Annotated in this window: 18 protein-coding genes; 11 read left to right on the top strand and 7 right to left on the bottom strand. The window is 63.1% G+C overall.

Annotated features, from left to right (window positions below; all coding sequences use genetic code 11):
* The first annotated feature begins 867 nt into the window (after positions 1 to 867).
* Complete coding sequence (locus AC3A3Q_RS09275) at positions 868 to 1,881, top strand: CheR family methyltransferase (protein ID WP_487585965.1); 1,014 nt, start codon at positions 868 to 870, stop codon at positions 1,879 to 1,881.
* Between the two features lie 611 nt (positions 1,882 to 2,492).
* Here AC3A3Q_RS09275 and AC3A3Q_RS09270 read toward each other — a convergent pair.
* On the bottom strand, positions 2,493 to 3,020 hold the full coding sequence (locus AC3A3Q_RS09270; RefSeq protein ID WP_487585964.1) for a cytochrome b: 528 nt from the start codon (positions 3,018 to 3,020) through the stop codon (positions 2,493 to 2,495).
* A 261-nt stretch (positions 3,021 to 3,281) separates the two neighbouring features.
* Here AC3A3Q_RS09270 and AC3A3Q_RS09265 point away from each other — a divergent pair, with 261 nt between their 5' ends.
* Positions 3,282 to 5,741: a cation-translocating P-type ATPase gene (locus tag AC3A3Q_RS09265; protein ID WP_487585963.1), complete on the top strand. Its 2,460-nt coding sequence runs from the start codon at positions 3,282 to 3,284 to the stop codon at positions 5,739 to 5,741.
* An 86-nt stretch (positions 5,742 to 5,827) separates the two neighbouring features.
* Here the strand turns inward: AC3A3Q_RS09265 and AC3A3Q_RS09260 are convergent, their stop codons facing one another.
* Positions 5,828 to 6,481, bottom strand: coding sequence for a BON domain-containing protein (locus AC3A3Q_RS09260; RefSeq protein ID WP_487585962.1), 654 nt, complete (start codon positions 6,479 to 6,481; stop codon positions 5,828 to 5,830).
* Positions 6,482 to 6,641: 160 nt separating this feature from the next.
* Between AC3A3Q_RS09260 and AC3A3Q_RS09255 the strand changes: the two genes are divergently transcribed.
* On the top strand, positions 6,642 to 6,884 hold the full coding sequence (locus AC3A3Q_RS09255; protein WP_487585961.1) for a DUF6868 family protein: 243 nt from the start codon (positions 6,642 to 6,644) through the stop codon (positions 6,882 to 6,884).
* A 122-nt stretch (positions 6,885 to 7,006) separates the two neighbouring features.
* The gene (locus AC3A3Q_RS09250) at positions 7,007 to 7,471 is read left to right on the top strand and encodes a CBS domain-containing protein (protein ID WP_487585960.1); all 465 of its coding nucleotides are present in this window, start codon (positions 7,007 to 7,009) and stop codon (positions 7,469 to 7,471) included.
* Positions 7,472 to 7,481: 10 nt separating this feature from the next.
* On the opposite strand, the gene AC3A3Q_RS09245 is transcribed toward AC3A3Q_RS09250, so the two are convergent.
* A complete protein-coding gene (locus AC3A3Q_RS09245; RefSeq protein ID WP_487585959.1) occupies positions 7,482 to 8,306 on the bottom strand; it encodes a universal stress protein in 825 nt (274 codons plus the stop codon).
* 54 nt (positions 8,307 to 8,360) lie between these two features.
* Between AC3A3Q_RS09245 and AC3A3Q_RS09240 the strand changes: the two genes are divergently transcribed.
* Positions 8,361 to 9,185, top strand: coding sequence for a response regulator (locus AC3A3Q_RS09240; RefSeq protein ID WP_487585958.1), 825 nt, complete (start codon positions 8,361 to 8,363; stop codon positions 9,183 to 9,185).
* A complete protein-coding gene (locus AC3A3Q_RS09235) occupies positions 9,182 to 11,164 on the top strand; it encodes an ATP-binding protein (protein ID WP_487585957.1) in 1,983 nt (660 codons plus the stop codon). The genes AC3A3Q_RS09240 and AC3A3Q_RS09235 overlap by 4 nt, the downstream gene beginning before the upstream one ends.
* Positions 11,165 to 11,166: 2 nt before the next feature.
* Here the strand turns inward: AC3A3Q_RS09235 and AC3A3Q_RS09230 are convergent, their stop codons facing one another.
* Positions 11,167 to 11,895, bottom strand: a complete 729-nt coding sequence (locus AC3A3Q_RS09230; protein WP_487585956.1) for a helix-turn-helix domain-containing protein — start codon at positions 11,893 to 11,895, stop codon at positions 11,167 to 11,169.
* A gap of 181 nt (positions 11,896 to 12,076) precedes the next feature.
* Between AC3A3Q_RS09230 and AC3A3Q_RS09225 the strand changes: the two genes are divergently transcribed.
* The 3 genes from AC3A3Q_RS09225 to AC3A3Q_RS09215 all read left to right on the top strand — a co-directional run bounded on the left by AC3A3Q_RS09225 (position 12,077) and on the right by AC3A3Q_RS09215 (position 15,018).
* Complete coding sequence (locus AC3A3Q_RS09225; protein WP_487585955.1) at positions 12,077 to 13,465, top strand: MBL fold metallo-hydrolase RNA specificity domain-containing protein; 1,389 nt, start codon at positions 12,077 to 12,079, stop codon at positions 13,463 to 13,465.
* Between the two features lie 116 nt (positions 13,466 to 13,581).
* The gene (locus AC3A3Q_RS09220) at positions 13,582 to 14,229 is read left to right on the top strand and encodes a BON domain-containing protein (protein WP_487585954.1); all 648 of its coding nucleotides are present in this window, start codon (positions 13,582 to 13,584) and stop codon (positions 14,227 to 14,229) included.
* A 15-nt stretch (positions 14,230 to 14,244) separates the two neighbouring features.
* Complete coding sequence (locus tag AC3A3Q_RS09215) at positions 14,245 to 15,018, top strand: SDR family NAD(P)-dependent oxidoreductase (protein ID WP_487585953.1); 774 nt, start codon at positions 14,245 to 14,247, stop codon at positions 15,016 to 15,018.
* Between the two features lie 26 nt (positions 15,019 to 15,044).
* Here AC3A3Q_RS09215 and AC3A3Q_RS09210 read toward each other — a convergent pair whose 3' ends face one another.
* Both AC3A3Q_RS09210 and AC3A3Q_RS09205 read right to left on the bottom strand, forming a co-directional pair.
* Positions 15,045 to 15,893 (bottom strand): universal stress protein, encoded by an 849-nt coding sequence (locus tag AC3A3Q_RS09210; RefSeq protein ID WP_487585952.1) that lies wholly within the window; start codon positions 15,891 to 15,893, stop codon positions 15,045 to 15,047.
* A 95-nt stretch (positions 15,894 to 15,988) separates the two neighbouring features.
* The gene (locus AC3A3Q_RS09205; RefSeq protein WP_487585951.1) at positions 15,989 to 17,665 is read right to left on the bottom strand and encodes an ABC1 kinase family protein; all 1,677 of its coding nucleotides are present in this window, start codon (positions 17,663 to 17,665) and stop codon (positions 15,989 to 15,991) included.
* A gap of 169 nt (positions 17,666 to 17,834) precedes the next feature.
* Between AC3A3Q_RS09205 and AC3A3Q_RS09200 the strand changes: the two genes are divergently transcribed.
* Entirely contained in the window at positions 17,835 to 18,512 is a 678-nt protein-coding gene (locus AC3A3Q_RS09200) for a DUF2238 domain-containing protein (RefSeq protein WP_487585950.1), read from the top strand.
* Entirely contained in the window at positions 18,491 to 19,540 is a 1,050-nt protein-coding gene (locus AC3A3Q_RS09195) for a L,D-transpeptidase (protein ID WP_487585949.1), read from the top strand. The genes AC3A3Q_RS09200 and AC3A3Q_RS09195 overlap by 22 nt, the downstream gene beginning before the upstream one ends.
* Here AC3A3Q_RS09195 and AC3A3Q_RS09190 read toward each other — a convergent pair.
* Positions 19,537 to 20,367: a universal stress protein gene (locus tag AC3A3Q_RS09190; protein WP_487585948.1), complete on the bottom strand. Its 831-nt coding sequence runs from the start codon at positions 20,365 to 20,367 to the stop codon at positions 19,537 to 19,539. The two genes, AC3A3Q_RS09195 and AC3A3Q_RS09190, sit on opposite strands and share 4 nt — an antisense overlap.
* Between the last annotated feature and the right edge of the window lie 10 nt (positions 20,368 to 20,377).

Genomic DNA, 20,377 nt, shown 5'->3' with positions numbered 1-20,377 from the left:
AGGCCGGATATACGTGCGCAGTCGACTAGGGCGCCGGATGCAGGATGCTTGCAGCAAGAGGAGGAGTCCATATACGGACATATGGCCGGGAGGGACGGCGGCGGTGCTGCTGGTGTCCGCTCCCGACCCAAGGCGGACCATGACGCAGCGAATGTAAGCCTCGTTCGGTATCCCTTGTCTAAAGGGTTGTTTCTGCGCATCTGCAGATCACATGAGGTGCATGGCCTCGACCCCAAAACAAGATGGCCGGCCCCGCGGGCCGGCCACGTTGGAACAAGTGCTGCAACCTAATGAGCGGCCATGCTTCCACGTCCCCGACAACTCGTGTCAGTTCTGCGTGCCTGCTTCATGACGCTGCTTCTGCTGGGGCTGGCGACGCAGCCGGTCTTGATTGCTGCCGGGCAGCTACACGAAGTCGAACACGCCGCGGCCGCCATTTGGGGCCACGACCATGACCATGACCATGGGGCGGAGCTCGGGAACTCTGCCTCTCCTAGCCCAGATCCCGGCCACGCATCAGGATCCCACGGCCTTCTGCACCACCACGCCGTGATCATGGCGGCCGATGTCCATTCGGTCTCCCCGATGTGCGTAATCGTGATGACAACGTCCACGATCTTCAAACTGCCTGGCCGCGACGTTCCTGCCGGCAGATGCGCGGTGCCATTCCGTCCGCCAATCGCTTAGGTTCCCAGACTCCCCGTCACTGATCGAAGAAGCTTTCGGCGCCTAGCGTGTCCGGCATCTGCTGGAGTGTCCATCGACCTGCTTGGTTGAAGGCGGGCCGTGGGTGCGCCTGTAGCTACTCGGTGCCCCCCGGCATCGAGCAAGGCGTCCGGATCGGTGACCAATCCCCCGGATTGGACGATGGACACCATGAATATCAATTCGAACGGGCAGCTCGCAGCCCCGCTGTTGACGTTTGCGCGCCGATTCTGGCAGCGACTTCCTCCTGATGTCCTCGCGAGCAGGCCAATGCGCCGTTTGGGAGGCGCCATCTACAACCATTACGTGCGGCACACCGACCTATCTCAGTCTCACTACACGTGGTTCTTGCGCAATCCGCCACAGATGGCATTGGCGACGGATCTGATCTGCAGCGCACGGCATGCAAGGACGCCCCTGCGCGTCATATCGGTTGGCTGCAGTGTAGGGGCTGAGCTCTACTCATTGCTTTGGCTCTTACGCCAACAGCAACCGGACATATCAGTCGACGCGAGAGGCATCGACATAGTTCCTGACGCTGTTGCATCGGCACGGCAAGCAACCTATCGCCTAGAAGCGCCGTCGTCATCCGGTGGTACTTTGTGGGTCGATGGGAACAAAGTTCTGTCGACATCAGCAGAAGCCATCAATGAGATATTTGACCTCTGTCCGAACGGTGCCTATCGGGTCAAGGACGCCATCCGTGCCGGCACATCCTGGTACGTCGACGACGCGGCCGACCCTGGGCTGTCAGATCGGCATGGACTGCAGGACGTCGTACTCGCCTGCAACTTCCTCGGGCCGATGGGGCCGGAATTGGCGGAGAGGTGCCTTCGCAATGTGGCGAACCTACTCACGCCGGGAGGCCATCTCATCGTAGACGGGATCGATCTCGACCTGAAAGCACGGGTGGTAAAGGTGCTCGGGTTGCTTCCCATAACGGAGGATGCGCAGTGCATCCACGAAGCCGATCCGACCAAGCAAGATTGGCCTTGGACCCGATGGTCTTTGGAGCCCTTCGATGAATCGCGGGCTGACTGGCCTTTCCGCTATGCAACGATCTTCCAACGTCCCATGTTGCTGGAACGAGCACGCCACGTTCTCCGATCCTCTTCTCCTGCTATGACTGTGGAGTCGGTTGACTCATTGGCGACGACGTCTTCACACAGAAGTTAGGTCGAGTGCTGCGGGCTAAGCTCCATGTCCGCTATGGCCGAGAGCGGACATCGGGGCAGGGCGGAGACCAGGGCCGGTGCTAATGTCCGCTTCCGACCCAAAGCGGACAGGCCGCGCTACGGCAATTCCCGCGCGGAGATCAAGGAGCGGGTCGGGAAGGACCGACGTGCCAAGCCCTAAAGCGTCTCTAACCCGCTGAGGCGTCGTCACTGTTCTGGCGCTGCTGGAGAATCTTGGCCACCTGTGCGTCGGCGGCCGCCCGATGCTGCAGGGACTTGCACATCTCAATCCCGGCCGAAGTCAGTGCCAGCCCTTCCTCGTCCTCAACCACCAACCCACTCTCGATCATTCGGTCTCGGACGACGGAGTCATCATCAGTCAGAGCGGAATGCTGGGAGATCCTTGTTAACACCTCCAATAGTGCGAGGTCTTCGAGCGAAATAGGATCCTTGGTCGTCCGGAGAAGTGGGCATGCGACGTGTTGCCGCAACTGGGACTATACCAAGTGAAATTCTGGCAAATGTGCGGGGTCCGCATTCAGTCTCAGAACGGCTTTGCGTGGGAGTCTGCCGTAAGTCGTGCTGACTCAGCCCCTACAGGTGAGGCGCCCTTCATAGCATCCGCCGAAGGACGCCGTCTCGGCGAACGATCTGGTGCCAAAGCGCAGCTAGCACGTGCAGGCCAATTACCCCATAGAACACATTGCCGATAACCTCGTGCAACTCCTCGAGTGTCCCCTCCATTCTCTCGCCCGCTATCAGAAGTGGCGGAATCTCCCAGCCCAGCAGTGGCACGGTCAGCGGATCCCCATCAGCCCATGAGATCAGTAGCCCGATTGCAGGCTGCACTACCATGAATAGCAGCAATGCCAGATGCACGGTGCGTGTCAGGAACCTCTCCATCAGGCTGGAATGCATGCTGGGCACTTCCCGTACCCACAATCGCGCCAGCACTCGTGGCACGAACATCACCAGCACGCCAAGTCCGGCAAGTACGTGCCAGTTTGTACTTGCTTCACTGGACCCGCCATGCCCTTCTGCTGACTCAGTACTGACGTAGGCAATTGTGATCAGGACCACGCTGAGCCAGTGAATCCAGCGAAGAAGCAGGGGATATCGGTACTGGGGGGCAGCATTCATTGTCAGCCGAACTCGTGAGGCTGGCGCTACCAAGCCGCGCGCCAGGTTGCATGGTGCACCCTAAGCCCGGAACCGCTACCCGAACTTGATCTGGGTCAATCAATCCACCGGTATGGACTGGAAGCTACGTATCGATGCTTGCCCACTGTCTTGAGAGGACCAGGTCGCGCCGAGGGATCTACGGTCGCATGAATCCAATCGAGAATCTTCACCGGTTGGCGGGGGACATCGCGTCCCACTTGATGGATGTAAGAGGACCACATGCAACATCGCGTGCCACCAGACCGCCTTCCGTTCCTGTCTTCTGGTAAGGCAGGCCTCGATAGTGAAGCTGCGGCAGAGGCGCTTCGCCACTTCGGCAACAACGACATAGTCGGAGCGGCCACATCGGGCTGGAGCGCCATTGTGCTCGACACCATACGCGACCCTATGCTTTGGTTCCTACTGGCCACAGCAGCACTGTTCCAGTGGCTGGGAGATCACGCGGAGGCGATGGTACTTGCGGCCGCGCTGCTGCCCATACTGGGTATGGATGCTTGGTTGCACTGGCGCACGCAGGCCAGTACTGCCAGCCTGGCAAGCCGGCTTGATCCGCATGCTCGAGTGCTCCGCGATCGTAGATGGATCGAAGTTGCCGCTACGTCCGTCGCTCCCGGAGACCTGTTGGAGGTACGACCTGGCGATCATGCTGCGGCGGATGGTGTCGTGGTTCAGGCAGAGAACGTCCAGTTGGACGAATCTGCACTCACCGGCGAGTCGATGCCGGTGCGCAAGCATGCACTGTGTGGCGTTCCTGAGGACGACCGAGTTGACGACGAGCACTGGATCGCAGCCGGCACCCGTATGCTTGCTGGAACTGCGCACGTGCGCGTTTTACTGACGGGAAAGGACACGCTGTACGGCGAGATCGCGCGACTGACGAAGACGGGAGGCGTCGAGAGGACGCCGCTGCAGCGATCGCTTGATCGACTCGTCGGTCGACTTGTCATTGCGGCAGCCGCCCTTTGCCTGCTGCTCGCCGGAGTGCGGCTAGGCCAGGGCCATGGCGCAGTTGATGCCCTTGTCAGTGGGGCGACGCTTGCCGTCGCCGCCTTGCCCGAGGAGTTTCCAGTCGCTTTCGCATTCTTCCTGGGTGTGGGCGTGTATCGGCTAGCCAGACGCCAGGCGCTGGTACGGCGTGCCGCAGTGGTCGAGAACATCGGAAGGGTGACCTGCCTGTGCACTGACAAGACTGGAACCCTGACCGTTGGTGAGTTGCGACTGGTGGCGCTGCTGGCAAGCGATGACAGCAATGAGGAAAGTCTCATCGCGGCTGCAGTAGCCGCGTCACGCCAGGACAGCGGCGACCCATTAGATCAAGCGATTTTCGCCTACCAGGCACGTGCAATGGCTCCCGCCCGGTTGTCACCGGCGTCAGCTTGCATGGCTGATTTCCCCTTCACCGAGCAGCGTCGCAGGGAGGTCGCGGTTCTGCGAGATGCAGGGGGACGCCATCTGGCCTTTGCAAAAGGGGCGCCAGAAACGATCTTTGAACTTTGCGATATGTCAGTCGAGATGCGCGGTCGCTGGCGCGACGTGCTCGTCCAGCAGGCGAAAGAAGCTCGTAAGGTGATTGCGTGCGCTACACGTGAGATCACTGGCTGGGATGGAAGTGAACCTTCATGCGGCTTCGCCCTCGTTGGACTGCTCGCATTCGAGGATCCGCTGCGACCCGAAGCGAGGGAAACCGTCGCTTCCGTCGCGGCCGCTGGACTGAGGCTGATCATGCTAACGGGAGATCACGCCGCGACGGCCAGCGCGATTGCCGGTAGATCCGGCTTGGGGGCAACTCCACCACGCCTGATCGAAGGCGAAGCCCTTGAGGCCGCGCTACGTGAGGACCCTCGACTGAGGTCCGTGGACGTGGTTGCTCGTTGCCTGCCAACCCAGAAGCTTGCGCTCGTGCAGTCGTTGCGGGGCGCTGGGGAAATTGTTGCGGTAACCGGCGACGGAGTGAACGACGCGCCTGCCTTGTCGGCGGCTGACGTCGGAATATCGATGGGGCAACGGGGAACGCGCAGTGCTCGCGAAGCCGCCTCCATCGTCCTTCTCGACGACGACTTACGATCACTTGTGCGCGCCATCGCTGAAGGCCGGCAGCTGTTCCGCAATCTCCAGTCTGCCTTCGCCTACCTCTTATTGGTGCACATTCCGCTTGTACTAACCGCAGCATTAGTGCCGATGTTTGGACTACCGTTGGTCCTTCTGCCGATTCACATTGTGTGGCTCGAGCTTGTCATTCACCCAACGTTGCTTCTGGTCTTTCAGGAGCTTCCACAAAGCTCTGGTTGTGAAGCTCGCGTGGCGACTCAGACTGCGCGGTTCTTCAGCAACTCGCAAGCAACCACGATCGGAATCGGAGGGGCCGTGCTCACCGCGATTGTAGCGGGCGCCTACGTGGCTGCATTGCACGAAACGTCCGATGCAGCTGAGGCCAGGACGTTCGCGTTGTCGGCACTGCTCGCTGTTAGTGCTGGAGTCACGGCGGGTCTAACCAGCTTGCGGACGCGAGCATCTCGTGCGGCCGTCGCGACAACGCTCTTAACGACTGCCATCGCGGTGAGCACTCCGGCGATTGCGTCGACCTTATCGCTTGGTGTCGCCGGATTAGGCGTGATTGCCACGTCCTTGGTCGCAGCTGTCTCGTCGGCATTGATTGCATCACGCGTTCGCCAACCGTAACCTGTTCGCAGATTGCGGCCTGTGTTCACAGGGCCGTGACGTGATCGGGCTACACGTGGTAACGGGTATCAACCTGGACCTTTCGATCAGCGAATTGTCAGTCGATCGACAACCGCTCGTACGCCGGGCGCCGACCAGGCAGCGCGCTCGGCCGCCATACGGCCGCTCCATGTGTTGACTTCGCCATCGAGGCTTACCAACCCCTCCAGTACGCCGACCCGGATCTGACGAGCCTGAACTTCGCAGCTCCTTCTTAGTGCGTACTCGATGCACTGCCTGGCCCGAAGCGCCTGTTCAGCAACCGGCTCGACGGCAACCGCAATGTTGTTGGTGATACCCGTAACACCAGAGAGGTGCGAAAGAGCTTGCTCCGCGTCGTCGCGCTGGGACTGCCGAGTGACCTGTCCTGTCAGATTGATCCAGCCTCGGCTGACCGTCAGTTCGATGGTGTTCGGGAACCTACAGTCCCACTCCAGGAGCGCCCGGCCTCGCGCCTGGATCTCTTGGTCGCCAACCTGTTGCCCATCCCCAGGGCGGACAATGATGCCCTGTACCAGGGCCTTCACGCCTTTCACCCGCCAGGCCGCGCATTCGGCAGCAAGCTTCTGACTGTAGGTGCATGTGTAACCGGCCAAGGTGATGGTGCCATTCTCGGCCTTCACGACGACACTGCTCGCGTCGATGCGCGGCTCAAATGCCAGCTCGTCAACGACGCGCTGGCGCAGTTGCCTATCATCCATCTGGAGTCTCCGACCGTCGACCCTCATCGGGCAGCTCGATTACAGGTGCATGAGGGGCCTTTCATCTTGATCTGGATCAGATCTTTGCGCAGATCTGCCACGGATCATCGGAGGGTCGCCGCAAGGCGGACTGTTCAATGCGATTCAACGGAGACACGTCATGACATTGGTCGAGATAAGAGAACTCCTGCTCTGGTGCGCGGTGATCAATTACACCGTCCTGCTGGTTTGGTTCTGTGCCTATGCGTTTGCCCGCGACTGGCTCTATTCGCTGCATAGCCGCTGGTTCAAGCTGTCGCCGGAAGGTTTCGATGCTATCCACTACTCGGGCATGGCTGTCTACAAGATCGGTATTCTGCTGCTCAACCTGGTCCCGTTTTCTGCGCTGTGCCTGGTTCCATAACGGGAGCATGCCGCCGAGATCAGAACGACAAGACGCCGCGTCGCACTGGACATTGACGCCGATCAACATCACCTCGCCGGAGCCTGGCGATAGTGATCGTGGCGAAGCTCTTGGAGTGATGTATGCGAGTTGGTGACATCTGTACAGGCGAAGTGGCCTGCATCCAGTTGAATGCGTCGATCCGCCAGGCGGCCGAAGCCATGCGGCGGGCCCATGTGGGTACGCTTGTCGTGGTCGCAGGCGACGAGCGCATTCCTGTGGGCATCCTGACCGATCGCGATATCGTGCTGTCTGTGGTCGCTGCCGGCCTCGACGCGGATTTGGTGAGCGTGGCAAGCACGATGACAACGTCAGTTGCGACCTGCCGTGAGCTGCAAGATCCGTTCGACGCGATCGAGATCATGCGCTGCCGGGGCGTTCGCAGGTTGCCGGTGGTGCGAGAGGACGGACACCTGGTCGGTATCGTATCGGCCGACGACATCTGCGCGGTCATGTCCCTTCGCTTGCGTGGGCTCAGTGAAGCAATGCTGAAGGAACAGGTCCGGGAAATGGAATGCGACCAGCGCCGGGCGCAGGGAGCCGTGTGAGGCACCGCCGTCAGTGACGCATCAGCATTGGCAGCTGACTGTGCTCGAGCATGTAGCGAGATACACCGCCCAGGACCCACTCGCTCAGCCGTGAGCGTCCGAATGCGCCAAGGACAATCAGGTCGGCACCAATATCCAATGCCGCGTGCAGGAGAGGCGCACCATCGTACTCATGGCGTCCCAGATCGACTGGCTCGCGATTGCACGACAAACCGTGCCGCGCGAGATGGCGCTCCAAGTCCACTTGTGGCACTCGCGACACTGCCGGAGGTGGCAAGTCGTTGGCGACCAATGCGACCACCCTCCGGGCTCGCTCCATGAGCGGGAGAGCCGCGTGCACCGCGCCTGCGGCCGCAGGCGAGCCATCCCAAGCGATCGCGATGCAGGCGGTGTCTGGGGATAGCTGGCACTTCTGGGGCACCACCAGACAAGGCAGCTGTGACGTCACCAGGATCTCCGCCAAAGCCGGTTCCGAACCCCAGGGCACACCCTGACCAGCAGCCAGCACAAGCAGGTCATGCCATCGTCCCAGCGATTGCAGCGCGTAACTCGGGTCGGTCTGGCAGATCAACAGATCACTGTGCGCGACCCCGATCGAGGATGCCCAGCTTCCGAAACGATGCTTCTTCCCTTCCAGTGCGTCCAAGTCAGGAGGAGGCAGTAACGCCGCCAACGCGACCGTGCCGCCGACATCGCCGGCCATCCCGGCACCAACAGGAGGGATGCACAGTGCTCCGGTCAACGATGCCTTCAATTTCGCCGACAGACGCGCAGCATACAGGGCGCTGCTGTCCCATTCGTGGTGCGACGCAAGAAGTGTGAGGACATCGCGCATGAGGGCACCTCCGGTGTTGAGCCGGACCAAGTCTCGCCCCAACGGTGCCGGGCATTGCTGATCCAGGTCAATCTCCGCGACCGATGCGCCTGCCGCCCTGCGTTGGTAAGCTGGGTCCACCAACGAGCCCGAGCCGCCGCCGTGCATGCTTCCGAGGGTCCCGTCAGCGAAACCCGGTCACACGTCCTGATCGTGGACGACGATCCGGATGTGTGCGCTCTGCTCATGCGCTACCTGGCCGGAAACGGCTTTCGGACGAGCATCGCTGGCAGCAGCTTGGAGCTCGACCTCGTCCTCAAGAGCGGCCCTGTAGACCTGATATTGCTCGACCTGGGCCTGCCTGATGAGGACGGCCTGATGGTGTTAAGACGTCTGCAGCCCTACGGGATCCCGGTGATCGTGGTCACTGGTCGTGGCGAGCCCGTTGAGCGGGTGGTCGGTCTGGAACTTGGGGCGGACGACTATGTCACCAAGCCGTTCGACTTCAGGGAGTTGCTCGCCCGCATGCGATCGGTGATGCGCCGCGTCCAGCCCGAGGAGCGCTCCGCGTCGACCTCTTCGCGTCTGGTTGCATTCGATGGCATGCAACTGGATGTGGCGACGCGCCGGTTGACGGATCGGCAAGGCGCTGCGACGGCGCTGACGACGGGCGAGTTCGCACTTCTGTGCACGCTTGTCGACCACCCAAACCAGACCTTGTCGCGCGACCAGTTGATGAACTCGCTGCACGGGCGCGATGTCGGGCCGTTCGATCGCTCGATCGATGTGCAGATTGGCCGGTTGCGCCGCAAGGTCGAGCGCGACCCCGCGCACCCGCAACTGATCCAGTCCGTTCGCGGCGTCGGCTACCTTTTCGCGGTGACGGTCCAACGGTCATGAGCCTTGGCAACCTGCTCGCGCAGTTGTTCGAGATCATCCCGGATGCGCTGATCCTGGTCGACGATGACGGCAAGGTCGTACAGGCCAATGCCAACGCCGAGCGCCTGTTCGGCTTCGCCCCGGGGCTGTTGCTCGGTCTGGAGGTCGAGGCGCTGATGCCCGCAGCCTCGCGCCACCGTCATGGTCGTCATCGTCAGGACTACATGAGCAACCCACGCGTTCGCCAGATGGGTGAGACCGGCCAGTCCCTCATCGGCCAGCGCCTGGATGGACAACAATTCCCAGTGGAGATCGCCCTCAGCCCGGTGGATACGGAGTTGGGTACACGCTACCTGGCGTCGATCCGTGACGTGTCGGAAAGCCAGCGCGCACGGCAGGCGATCATCCGTGCCCGCTACGATGCGCTGGTCGCGAGGCTCGGCCACCTCGCGCTGGAATCGACGGACGAGAAGCGGCTGATCCAGACCCTGCCGCCTTTGCTGGCAGGCGAACTGGACGTGGATGTTGTGGCGCTGGCTCTGATCGGGCTGGATCGCCTTATCACGGAGGTTCCCGCTTCCTTCGGGGCGGAACCGGAGATCATCCAATCGTGGGCGGTCCGACATTGGTCCGAGCTCAGCCACGGCCTGTCGGGCGACCGACCAGAGATCGTGCACGACGTATCGCTGCAGGCGGATGACAAGCCGTTTGCGCAAGGGGTATTGATTCCATTGCTCGGCCGGGACCGCCCGGTAGGGCTGCTGATCGGGTTGTCGCGCCGCCCCAGTGGCCTGGACCACGACGCGCTGCACCTGTTGCAGTCCTCGGCCCATCTACTGGCGGCGTTGATGCAGCGCCGCCACACCGAAGATCAACTTGCGCACGCGCAGCGACTCGACGCGATCGGCCAGTTGACGGGAGGCGTCGCACACGACTTCAACAATGTGTTGACAGTCGTGTCCGGTTGCCTGCAGTTGCTGGAGCTGGAGTGCCAGGATCGCCCCGGTGCCCAGGAACTGATTGCAGGTGGCCTGCGTTCCGTATCCCGCGGCGCGGAGCTCACCACCAAGCTGCTGGCGTTTGCCCGACGCCAGCACCTGACGCCCGATGGCGTGGTGCCGCACTCGCTGCTGCAGGGATTGGGGATGCTGCTCCAGCGCACGCTGGGCGACATGGTCAGATTGACGATTGACTGCCCGGACTCGGTGCCGGCCGCTTACGCCGATGTCGCTCACCTGGAGACGGCGCTGGTCAACCTCGTGCTCAATGCCCGAGATGCGTTGCCGGCCGGTGGCGACATCACCGTTTCCGCGCAGGAGAGCTGGATCGCTGCCGGACAAGGACTTCCGGACATGGCGCCGGGCCACTACGTGGTCTTCCGCGTCGAAGACAACGGCACGGGCATGTCGGCCGAAACGCTGGCCCACGCGATCGATCCCTTCTTCACAACCAAGGATCCAGGGCGCGGCAGCGGACTGGGTCTGAGCATGGTCTATGGCTTCGCCCGGCAGAGCAACGGCTACCTCGGTATCGAGAGCCGAATCGGGGAGGGCACGTCAGTCGCGGTCTATCTGCCTGTGGCGCGCTCCGCCAGCCTTGCTGCTCGTCCCACACGGTCATCCCTGCGCGGCGACGGCGAGACGGTGCTGGTGGTCGAAGACGAGGCCGATGTGCGCGCGGTTGCCATCGCCTTCCTGCAATCCCTGGGGTACCGGACCCTGTCGGCCGACAGCACGACGCAGGCGATGGCGCTGTTGTCGGAAAACCCAGGAATCACGCTGCTCTTCAGCGACGTCATCCTCGGAAACGGAATGACCGGCCATCAGCTGGCGCAGTGGGCAAAGGAGCAGCACCCCAACCTGCGGGTGCTGCTGACCTCAGGCTATGACGAGAGTACCGCCACGACCGATCACGATGTGCGCAGCGACTTCGAGCTCCTGCGCAAACCCTATCGACGCGAGGACTTGGCGGAAGCGATTCGGGAGTGCCTGCAGCAATAGTGTCACTCCATGACTTCCTCACCCAACGAGGCGCGCAGGCCGGCGGCGTTGAGGATCCGAATCTCGCGCCGGTCCACGCGGATCAGCCCCCGAGCCTGGAGACGTGAAAGCGCGCGCACCACCGTCTCGAGCTGGATCGAAAGAAAGTTTCCTACATCCGCACGGGTCATGCGCAGCATCATGCTGCTGGCACTGAAGCCGAGGGAATGCAGGCGCGCCGACAGGTCCAGCAGGAACGAAACCACCCGCTGATCGGCGTTGAGGCTGCCGGTCACGAGCATCCAGTTCCAGTCTCGCCGGATCTCGCCGGCCAGCATCGCCGTCAACAGTTCCTGGAACTGCGGCAGGCGCTCGCGCAGCTCGCCGTAGGGCAGCTCCCAGACCTCACCGACGTCCAGCGCGATCGCGTCGCAAGTGAACCGGGGCATGTCAAGCGCGTCCATCCCCAGCAAATCGCCGCGCAGGCGGAAGCCGGTGATCTTTTCCCGGCCGTCTTCGCTCAGGATCCGCGTCTTGAAGAAACCGGCATGCACCAGGTAGAGCGCGTTCCGTGCCTGCCCGGCGCGGAATACATACTGACGTGCGCGTACGCGCCGACGGTGCAGTGGCAAGTCGGCCACCAGGGTCTCCAGTCCCGGCAGGTACGGTGCGCAGCGAGTCAAGGCCGGCAGCGAATCCAGAACCGGCGTGGCGATCGCGAAGTCTTCATGGATGCTCTGCGAATCCAGCATGACGGCAACTCCGATGCGGGGATCTCAGGGGCCACGGTAGCTCGCGATTGAAACACCAGAACCCTGGTTCGGTAACGGTTTGTAACAATCGGTAACGGGCCGCTGCCCTGATCCAGATCAATACCGGCAGGCCACCCGATGCCAAGGTGGATCGGTCATCCGACCCGGCAATGGGGCGCTCATGGGCATCCGATCACCGAACAACAATGGTCTAAGGCTGCGCTTCCTCGGGGCCAATGCCACCGTGACGGGTTCCCGTCACCTGCTGGAGATGGGCGGGCGTCGAATTCTGGTCGACTGCGGCCTGTTCCAGGGCTACAAACCGCTTAGGTTACGCAACTGGAAGGATTTCCCCGTCGAGCCATCGTCCATCGACGCGGTGGTGTTGACCCACGCCCATCTGGACCACAGCGGCTACCTTCCCAGACTGGTGCGCTTGGGGTTCCGCGGTTCGATCTGGTGCACGTTGGCCACGATCGATCTGTGCCGGATCATGCTGCCGGACTCCGCCCACTTGCTGGCAGAAGAGGCCGAGTACGCCAACCGTGTCGGTTCATCGCGCCACCATCCTGCTGAACCGCTTTACAGCGAAGCAGACGTGGAGAGCTGCCTGGAGCAGATGCGCGGTATGGCGTTCGACCAGCCGTTCGAGCCAGTACCAGGAGTTCACGCACGCCTGCGGCCCCAGGGGCATATCCTCGGTGCGGCTGCCGTACATGTGATCGCATCCAAGACCTCCATCACTTTCAGCGGCGACATTGGGCGGCCGGCGGATCCGCTAATGCCGGCGCCCGTTCCGCTGACCGATTCCGACTGGATCGTCACCGAGGCCACTTACGGCAATCGGGCGCACCCGCCCTTGTCGCTGAGCGATGAGTTGCGCGCAGCACTCGCTCCGGTGCTGTCTCGCGGTGGCGTAGCGGTGATTCCTTCCTTTGCAGTCGGGCGCGCGCAGCTACTCCTGCATTCGATCGCCCAGCTGCTGGAGGAGGGTCAGTTGCCTGCCGTGCCCGTCTACCTGAATAGTCCGATGGCGACCGATGTCAGCGGGCTTTACCAGCGCTATGGCTACCTCCACCGACTGAACTCGAGCCAACTTTCGGCCATGAAACGGATCACGCGCCTGGTTAACACGGCCGAAGAGTCGAAAGCCCTTAATCGGCGCAAGGGTCCGATGATCATCGTCTCGGCCAGTGGCATGGTCACCGGCGGGCGGGTGGTGCACCACCTGAAGGCATTTGCGCCGGACCCACTCAACGCAATCATCCTGTGCGGATACCAGGCGGGCGGCACGCGTGGCGCGGCACTGGCCGGCGGCGCCCAGTCGCTGCGGATCTTTGGCGAGGACGTGGCGATCAATGCCCAGGTCAAGCAATTGCAAACGGCCTCGGCACATGCCGACGCCGACGAGATCATGGCATGGCTACGGACGGCCCCACGCCCGCCGCGCGGTGTCTTCATTACCCACGGCGAACCGGATGCTGCGGACGCTTTGCGCGTTCGCATCGGGCACGAACTGGGATGGTCGGCACACGTCCCAGAGTATCTGGAAGACGTTGATCTGACCTGATGGTGGCGGCGACGCCCCCGGGCGTGTTTCCAGATGAAGGCGCAGAGTTGATGCAGGTCAATATCGCCGCAGGCGATGACTGACATCGTATCGGCGAGCCATACCGGTGCTGTGCCATGAGTAGTGAACTTCTTCGCCAGAGGATTCTCGATGAGCTGGATTTCGATCCAAGCATCGAGGCGTCGGCCTTGGGGGTCGCCGTCACCGATGGTGTAGTCACCCTGACCGGGCATGTGTCGAGCTATGCGGAAAAGCTCGCCGCGGAGCATGCCGCGTGGCGCGTCAAGGGTGTCAGGGCAGTGGTCCAGGATATCGAGGTCCGCTTTGGACGAAAGGTCCCTGGCGATGAGAGCATTGCCTTGCAGGCAGTCGAGCGACTGGCATGGGATGCCACATTGCCGGCGGACTCGATCCGGGTCACCGTGCACGGTGGCTGGATTACGCTTGAAGGCAAGGTCAACTGGCAATTCCAGCGCGAGAGCGCGGAGAGTGCGCTGAAGAACCTGCACGGCATCGTCGGCATCACCAACAACATCACATTGCTGCCTCGCCCCCAGGCGCCAATGGTCAAGCAGCGCATCGAAGAGGCGCTGCGACGCCGGGCCCGCGAAGAGGCAAACGGCATTCGGGTCCGGTCCGACTCCGCCGGGGGTGTGGTGTTGGAGGGAACGGTCGACAGTTGGTTCGAGCGGGCTGCGGCCGAACACGCCGCATGGTCGGTGGCAGGCGTCACGTCGGTTACCGACCACATCCGGATCGCGTAGCGCGCGGAGGGCGGCATGAATCGGCTCAAGGGCAAGGTCTGCATCGTGACCGGGGCGGCCGTCGGCATCGGCAAGGCGTGCGTGCAGCGGCTGGCGGAGGAGGGGGCAAAGGTAGCGCTTTTCGACGTCCGGGATGAGCAGGGCTCGGCGCTTGCCGAGGAGCTGCGCGCCAGCGGTGCGCAGGCTCACTACTGGCACGTCGACGTCGCGAACGAGGAGGCTGTCGGCGCGGCCACCGATGGCGTGGCCGATCGCTTCGGTGCCATCCATGTCCTGGTCAACAATGCCGGGGTCGCCGGCGTCACCAAGCCGACCCATGAAGTCACAGAGGCCGAGTGGGATCGCGTCCAGGCCGTCAACGTCAAGGGCGTGTTCTTTTGCACGAAGCACGTCATTACACATCTGCGTCAGTCCGGCGGCGGTAGCATCGTTAACCTGTCCTCGATCTACGGGCTGGTTGGCGCAGCCGATGTACCGCCTTATCACGCCTCCAAGGGGGCGGTGCGGCTGATGAGCAAGACAGACGCGATGTTCTACGCGAAGGACGGCATCCGCGTGAACTCGATCCATCCCGGCTTCATCTGGACTCCGATGGTCGAACAGCACCTGCGCGATAGCGGCGCAACCGACATCGAGAAAGCCCGGCACGATGTCGAATTCCTGCATCCGCTGGGCCACATGGGGGAGCCCGACGACATCGCCTGGGGCGTGGTCTACTTGGCTTGCGATGAGTCCCGTTTCATCACCGGGTCCGAACTTGTCATCGACGGCGGCTACACGGCACGTTGATTGCCGCCGTGCGCCACGGCACTGCCTCAATGCGCGAAGAGGACGGGCAACGTTGCCAGGTCCAGAAGATCCCGGGTCGTGCCGCCAAGCACCCATTCGCGAAACCGCGAATGCCCGTAGCCGCCGGCGACCAGAAGTTCGGCGCCGGCGCGGCTGCAGTGTTCCATTAGTTCGCCCGCTACTGATCCCCCTCGCTGGTGGAGGATCACTACGCGCACGTTGACTCCGTGCCGGGCCAGATGGGCCGCAATGTCGGCACCCGGTTGCTGGCCGTCGTCACTGCGTTCCACTGGCCCTGATTCGACTTCCGCCACGTCGACCGATGCGCAGGTACGCAACAGTGGCATCGCATCATGCAGCGCCCGCGTAGATTCGCGGGTCGGTCGCCAGGCCACAACGGCGTGGCGCGGCGGAAACGAGACCTTCCAACTGGGAGGCACGACCAGCAACGGTCGCCCGGACTCGAGCAGCAATGTGCCGAACAATGTATGGATGGGCAGACGATCGGCCTGGCTCCCCTGAGCTGATGTCATCACCACCAGATCGGCGTAGTGAGAATGCATCACCGACTGCGGCAGCGCACTTGCGGCCATGGACTCGATCAAACGCACCTCAGTGGCGACCAGTTCGCTTGCCAAGCGTTCGCGTAGGCTGGCCGCCTGGGCTTCGGCCGCGGCGCGGATCTCGTCGTAGATCCGTTGCATCGACGTGGCGTCGGGTGGGACGCCCCACGGGCCGGGTACTGGCGCGGGAAGGTAGATCGTCCGGGCTACCGCCAGATGTGCATTAGCATGCCTGGCCAGTGCTAGCCCGGCCTCAAGTGCGTTGCCGTCGCCTGGAGAATCAGTCAGCGGGAGAATGAGGTCCTTGAACATGTCGATGGCTCCAGTCAACGATGTCCGCATTACGAGCCGTCCGGCACAGGACCTTCTGATCTGCATCAACAAACCGGCGCGGCCCCGCGTCGTCGTCAACGGCCACCACCGCTGCGCAATATCGACCCCAGCAACCAGATTCCCGCCAGCGACGCGCCGACGAAACCCAGCAACCCGAACAGTGGCAGCCCCAGCAAGGTTGGACCGCCCGTGACGGTCATGGTGATCGACGACCCGACGATCAGGGCCGCTATCACAAGCGCGCCGGCGAGCCGGTTCGCCGAGTGGCTCAGCTGCCGGCCGACGTCCTGCAGATCATCGACCTGCAAGCGCAGGCGTCCGCCGCCCTGGAGCATCCGCAACGCCCTTCGCATCTCGCGCGGCAGCGCCACGATCAGGGACAGCGTGTCGGCAATCGCGCGGTCGCCCCTGAGGAGCATCGCACGCGGGCCGTAATGGGTGAACATCGCTCGGCGCAGGAAAGGCTGAGCCTGGCGTGCCAAGTCGAAATCCGGATCCAGGCTTCGCCCCAGCCCGTCCAGGGTGAGACAGACCTTGATCAGCAGGGCCAGATCCGCCGGCAGTGCGAGCCGGTGCGACCGCAGCAGCGCCGTCACTTCCAGCAGCATGCTCGACAGGTCAAGTTCGCCCAGAGGCACGCCGTGATAACGGTCCAGGAATGCGTCTACATCAATCGCCAGTTGCGCATCGTCGATATCGGAACGCCCGGTCCAGTCCAGCAGGACCCCGGTTACACGATCGACATCTCGCTCGACCAGCCCGTAAAGCAACCCGACCACCTGGGCCCGGCGCTCCTGCGACAGGTGCCCGACCATGCCGAAATCGATGACAGCGATGCGTTCCTTGCCCAGCACGAACACGTTGCCTGGGTGTGGGTCCGCGTGGAAGAAGCCATCATGCAGCAGCATCTTGAGGACCAGCTGCGCACCGGTGCGCGCGACTGCGCGCCGGTCGATTCCGGCAGACTCCAATGCGGCCACATCGGCCACCGGAATGCCGGCGACGAAATCCTGGACATTCATGCGCTCACTGGTGAACCGCCAGTGCACCGCTGGAACCACCATGCGCGGATCGCGAGCGAAGTTCGCGGCAATCCGCTCGGCATGGCGACATTCGGCGGCCAAGTCGAGCTCGCGCGTCAACGATGCCCGGAACTGACGCACCATGCCGACGGGATGAAAGCGGCGCATTTCCGGGAACTTCGCCTCGATCTTGCCGGCCGCGTACTGCAGCAGGCGCAGGTCGGCTTCGATCAACGGCCGTATGCCGGGGCGACGCACTTTGAGCACCACTTCCTTCCCATCAGCAAGACGGGCGCGGTGTACCTGCGCGATCGAAGCGGCGGCTAACGGAATCGGATCGATGGCCTGGAATACCGACTCGGGGACGTCGCCGAGTGCCGCGAGCATTTCCCCGCGAATCGCGTCGTAGGGCACCGCCGGTGCCGCATTGTGCAGACGACTGAGCTCGCCGATCCATTCGGGCGGGAACACATCCACGCGCGTAGCCATCACCTGGCCCAATTTCACGAAACATGGGCCCATCTCCTCCAGGGCGAGGCGAACGCGCACTGGCGGCGGCAGCGCAACGAACTCTTCCAGGCGTTCAAGCGGCAGCACCCGCCCAGCACGGACGAGTGCGCGTGCCATGCCCGATCTGCGAATCAGATCGCCGAAACCATGACGGATGAGGATAGCCGCGAGTGCCTGAAGTCGGGCGCCATCGTGCGCGGCAATCAGCGTGTCCCACATGGTCCGGGATCCTCGTGCGGCAGGGTAAGGCCGGCGGGATCTCAAGGCCTTCCGGATCTCGACGCCCAGCGCCAATCTCGCCCGGCCGCCGCTCTCAGGCATTGATCTGCATCAACGATAGGGCGCATGGATTGGGCAGGATTCGACTTGGTAGTCCGCAGGAGCGACCGTGACCGTCCTTGGCAATCGTGGCGACAAGCCAGCCTTCCACGCGTTGTTCGCTTCGCGGCCAGGCCCGGTCGTCCCGCTGACACTGCTGCTAGTGTTCATCGTGGTCTGGCTGGCGCTGGCGATTGCTCCGCGCTACCGCCAGGACTGGCTGCTGGAGAACCTGGCCGTTGTGGTGGCGATTCCACTGCTGGTGTGGTCGTACCGGAGGCTGCGACTGAGCAACCTCAGTTATGGGGCCCTGTTCTTGTTCCTGTTGCTGCACGAGGTCGGAGCCCACTACACCTACTCAGAGGTCCCTTACGAGCAATGGGCGCAGTCGCTGTTTGGCTTCTCGCCTCAGCATGCGTCCGCACCCTCGCGGAATCACTACGATCGCCTGCTGCACTTTCTCTATGGCCTGCTGGTGACGCCGGCCGCGGTCGACCTGCTGGCAGTCCGTGCCCGGCCGGTCGGCATGTGGCGCTGGATACTGCCGGTGACGTTCGTGATGTCGCATTCGGTTGTGTATGAACTGGTCGAATGGTTTGCGGCGCTGACCTTTGGCGGCGATCTCGGCGCAGCCTATCTGGGAACCCAAGGCGACCCCTGGGATGCCCAGCAGGACATGTTGTTGGCAATGCTGGGGAGCGTGGTAGCAATTGCCGCGCTGGCGCTGTGCGTCCGGCGCGCGGCGTGAAGGGCTGGGCCTGCTCGATTGCGGCCTTCGCGCTGCTACTGGCCGGCCCGTGGCTTCCAGCGACCGCACCCCCCTCCGGAACGGATGCCCGATCCGCGGCCCTGCCTTCGCCTGGCTACTTGTGGTTTCCGGAACTCGCACCGAAAGGGCCCGTGGTGATCGTGATCAGCCTCTTGGAACAGAAGGCGTACGCGTACCGCAATGGAATCCGCATCGGCGTTGCCAACATCAGCAGCGGCCGGCGCGGCTACGAGACGCCTGCCGGGGTTTTCACCATCCTGCAGAAGCATCGAGAGCACTACTCGAACCTCTACGATGATGCCCCGATGCCATACATGCAGCGGCTGACCTGGAGCGGGGTGGCGCTGCACGCAGGCAAACTTCCCGGATACCCGGCTTCGCACGGTTGCATACGCCTGCCATACCCGTTCGCCGAGAAACTCTATGGCATCACGGCAACGGGTATGACCGTGGTGGTGGCCAATGGCAGCAGCGAGCCGCCAGGCGTGGCGGCGCCTGGACTGTTCTCCCCAGTGGAAACAGGTACGGGCCTCCCTCGTCCACGCGCAGCCCCAGCCAACGCGCAATGGTCGTGGCGACCCGAGCTTGCACCGGCCGGGCCAATGACGATCGTGTTGAGTACCCACGACCGGGAAATGGTCGTGATGCGCAATGCCGTTGAAATTGGCCGTGCAACCATCGACTTGCGGGGTGACCCGGCGCTCGGCACGAAGGTGTACGTGCTGCTACAGGGCGCCGAGACAAGGGACAGCGAGCTGGTTCCGGGGCGACCGGCACTGCGCTGGCAGCAGGTCGACCTGGCCGTTGACGGCAGCATTGCCGGCGACGACATTCGCCACGCCGTGCAGGCAGGAACCTTGAGCGTGCCGGTCGAGTTTGCGCGCCAGGTCTACGATGCACTTTCACCCGGCGCCACCGTCGTGGTGACGAGCGAGCCGACCGGCACGGGGCAGGGCGATGCCCACCCGGTCATTGACGCCGATGGCTACGTTGGGCACGAGCGCTAGTGCGAGAATAGCACGGGCACGGTCGCATGACGCAGCAGCGTCTGCGTGACTCCGCCGAAAACAATCTCCGATGCCCGTGTCCTGCCGTACCCCCCCGCCACAATCAGATCAGCGCGCATCTCCCGGGCATAGTGGAGGATGGCCTCGCCGGTTGACGCCCCGGCGTCGTTGCGGCGGACCAGGGTCACGTCGACGCCGTGACGGAGAAGGTGCGGCGCGATCTCCACGCACCCGGCATCGTGCATCGGCGGCGATTTGAAACTCCCTTCGACCATCAGCAGTTCCACCGAGCCGGCGCGCTGGAGTACAGGCAAGGCGTCGTGCACCGCGCGGGCCGCTTCGCGACTTGGCTTCCAGGCAACGAGCACGCGATCGAACGTTTCGACGGAGGATTCTGCCGGCACCAGGAGCAGCGGACGACCACTTTCCATCATCAGGGCGGCGAATGCCCGGTCCTCCAGCGACGGGCACTCCCTTGCAACTCCCAGGACGGTCACGTCCGCACAGTGTGCGTGCGGGATGATCTGTTCGGCCGGTGTCATCCAATACTGCTCAGAAACACGGATCTCGCTATCGCCCTCATTCTGCGCAAGGCGTTCACCAATAGAGCTCGCCAACGCTTGGGTGGTGGCCTCGGCACTCTCGTGCATGGTCGCGTAAACGCCAGCGGGATAGTACGCCCAGGCAGTGGGCACCGGCGCGACAATGCTCACCCCGGCGAGCGCGATCACGCGGCCGTTGAGCGGCCCAGAAAGCGCACGGGCGGCCCGTAGCGCCTGCGGCTGGAGGTTGCCAAAGAAGCAGGGAAGAAGGATGTCTTTGTACATGTCGGCTCTC

This window comes from Lysobacter sp. Soil_C_59 (assembly GCF_057656415.1).
This window is presented reverse-complemented; position numbering and strand designations above follow the sequence as displayed.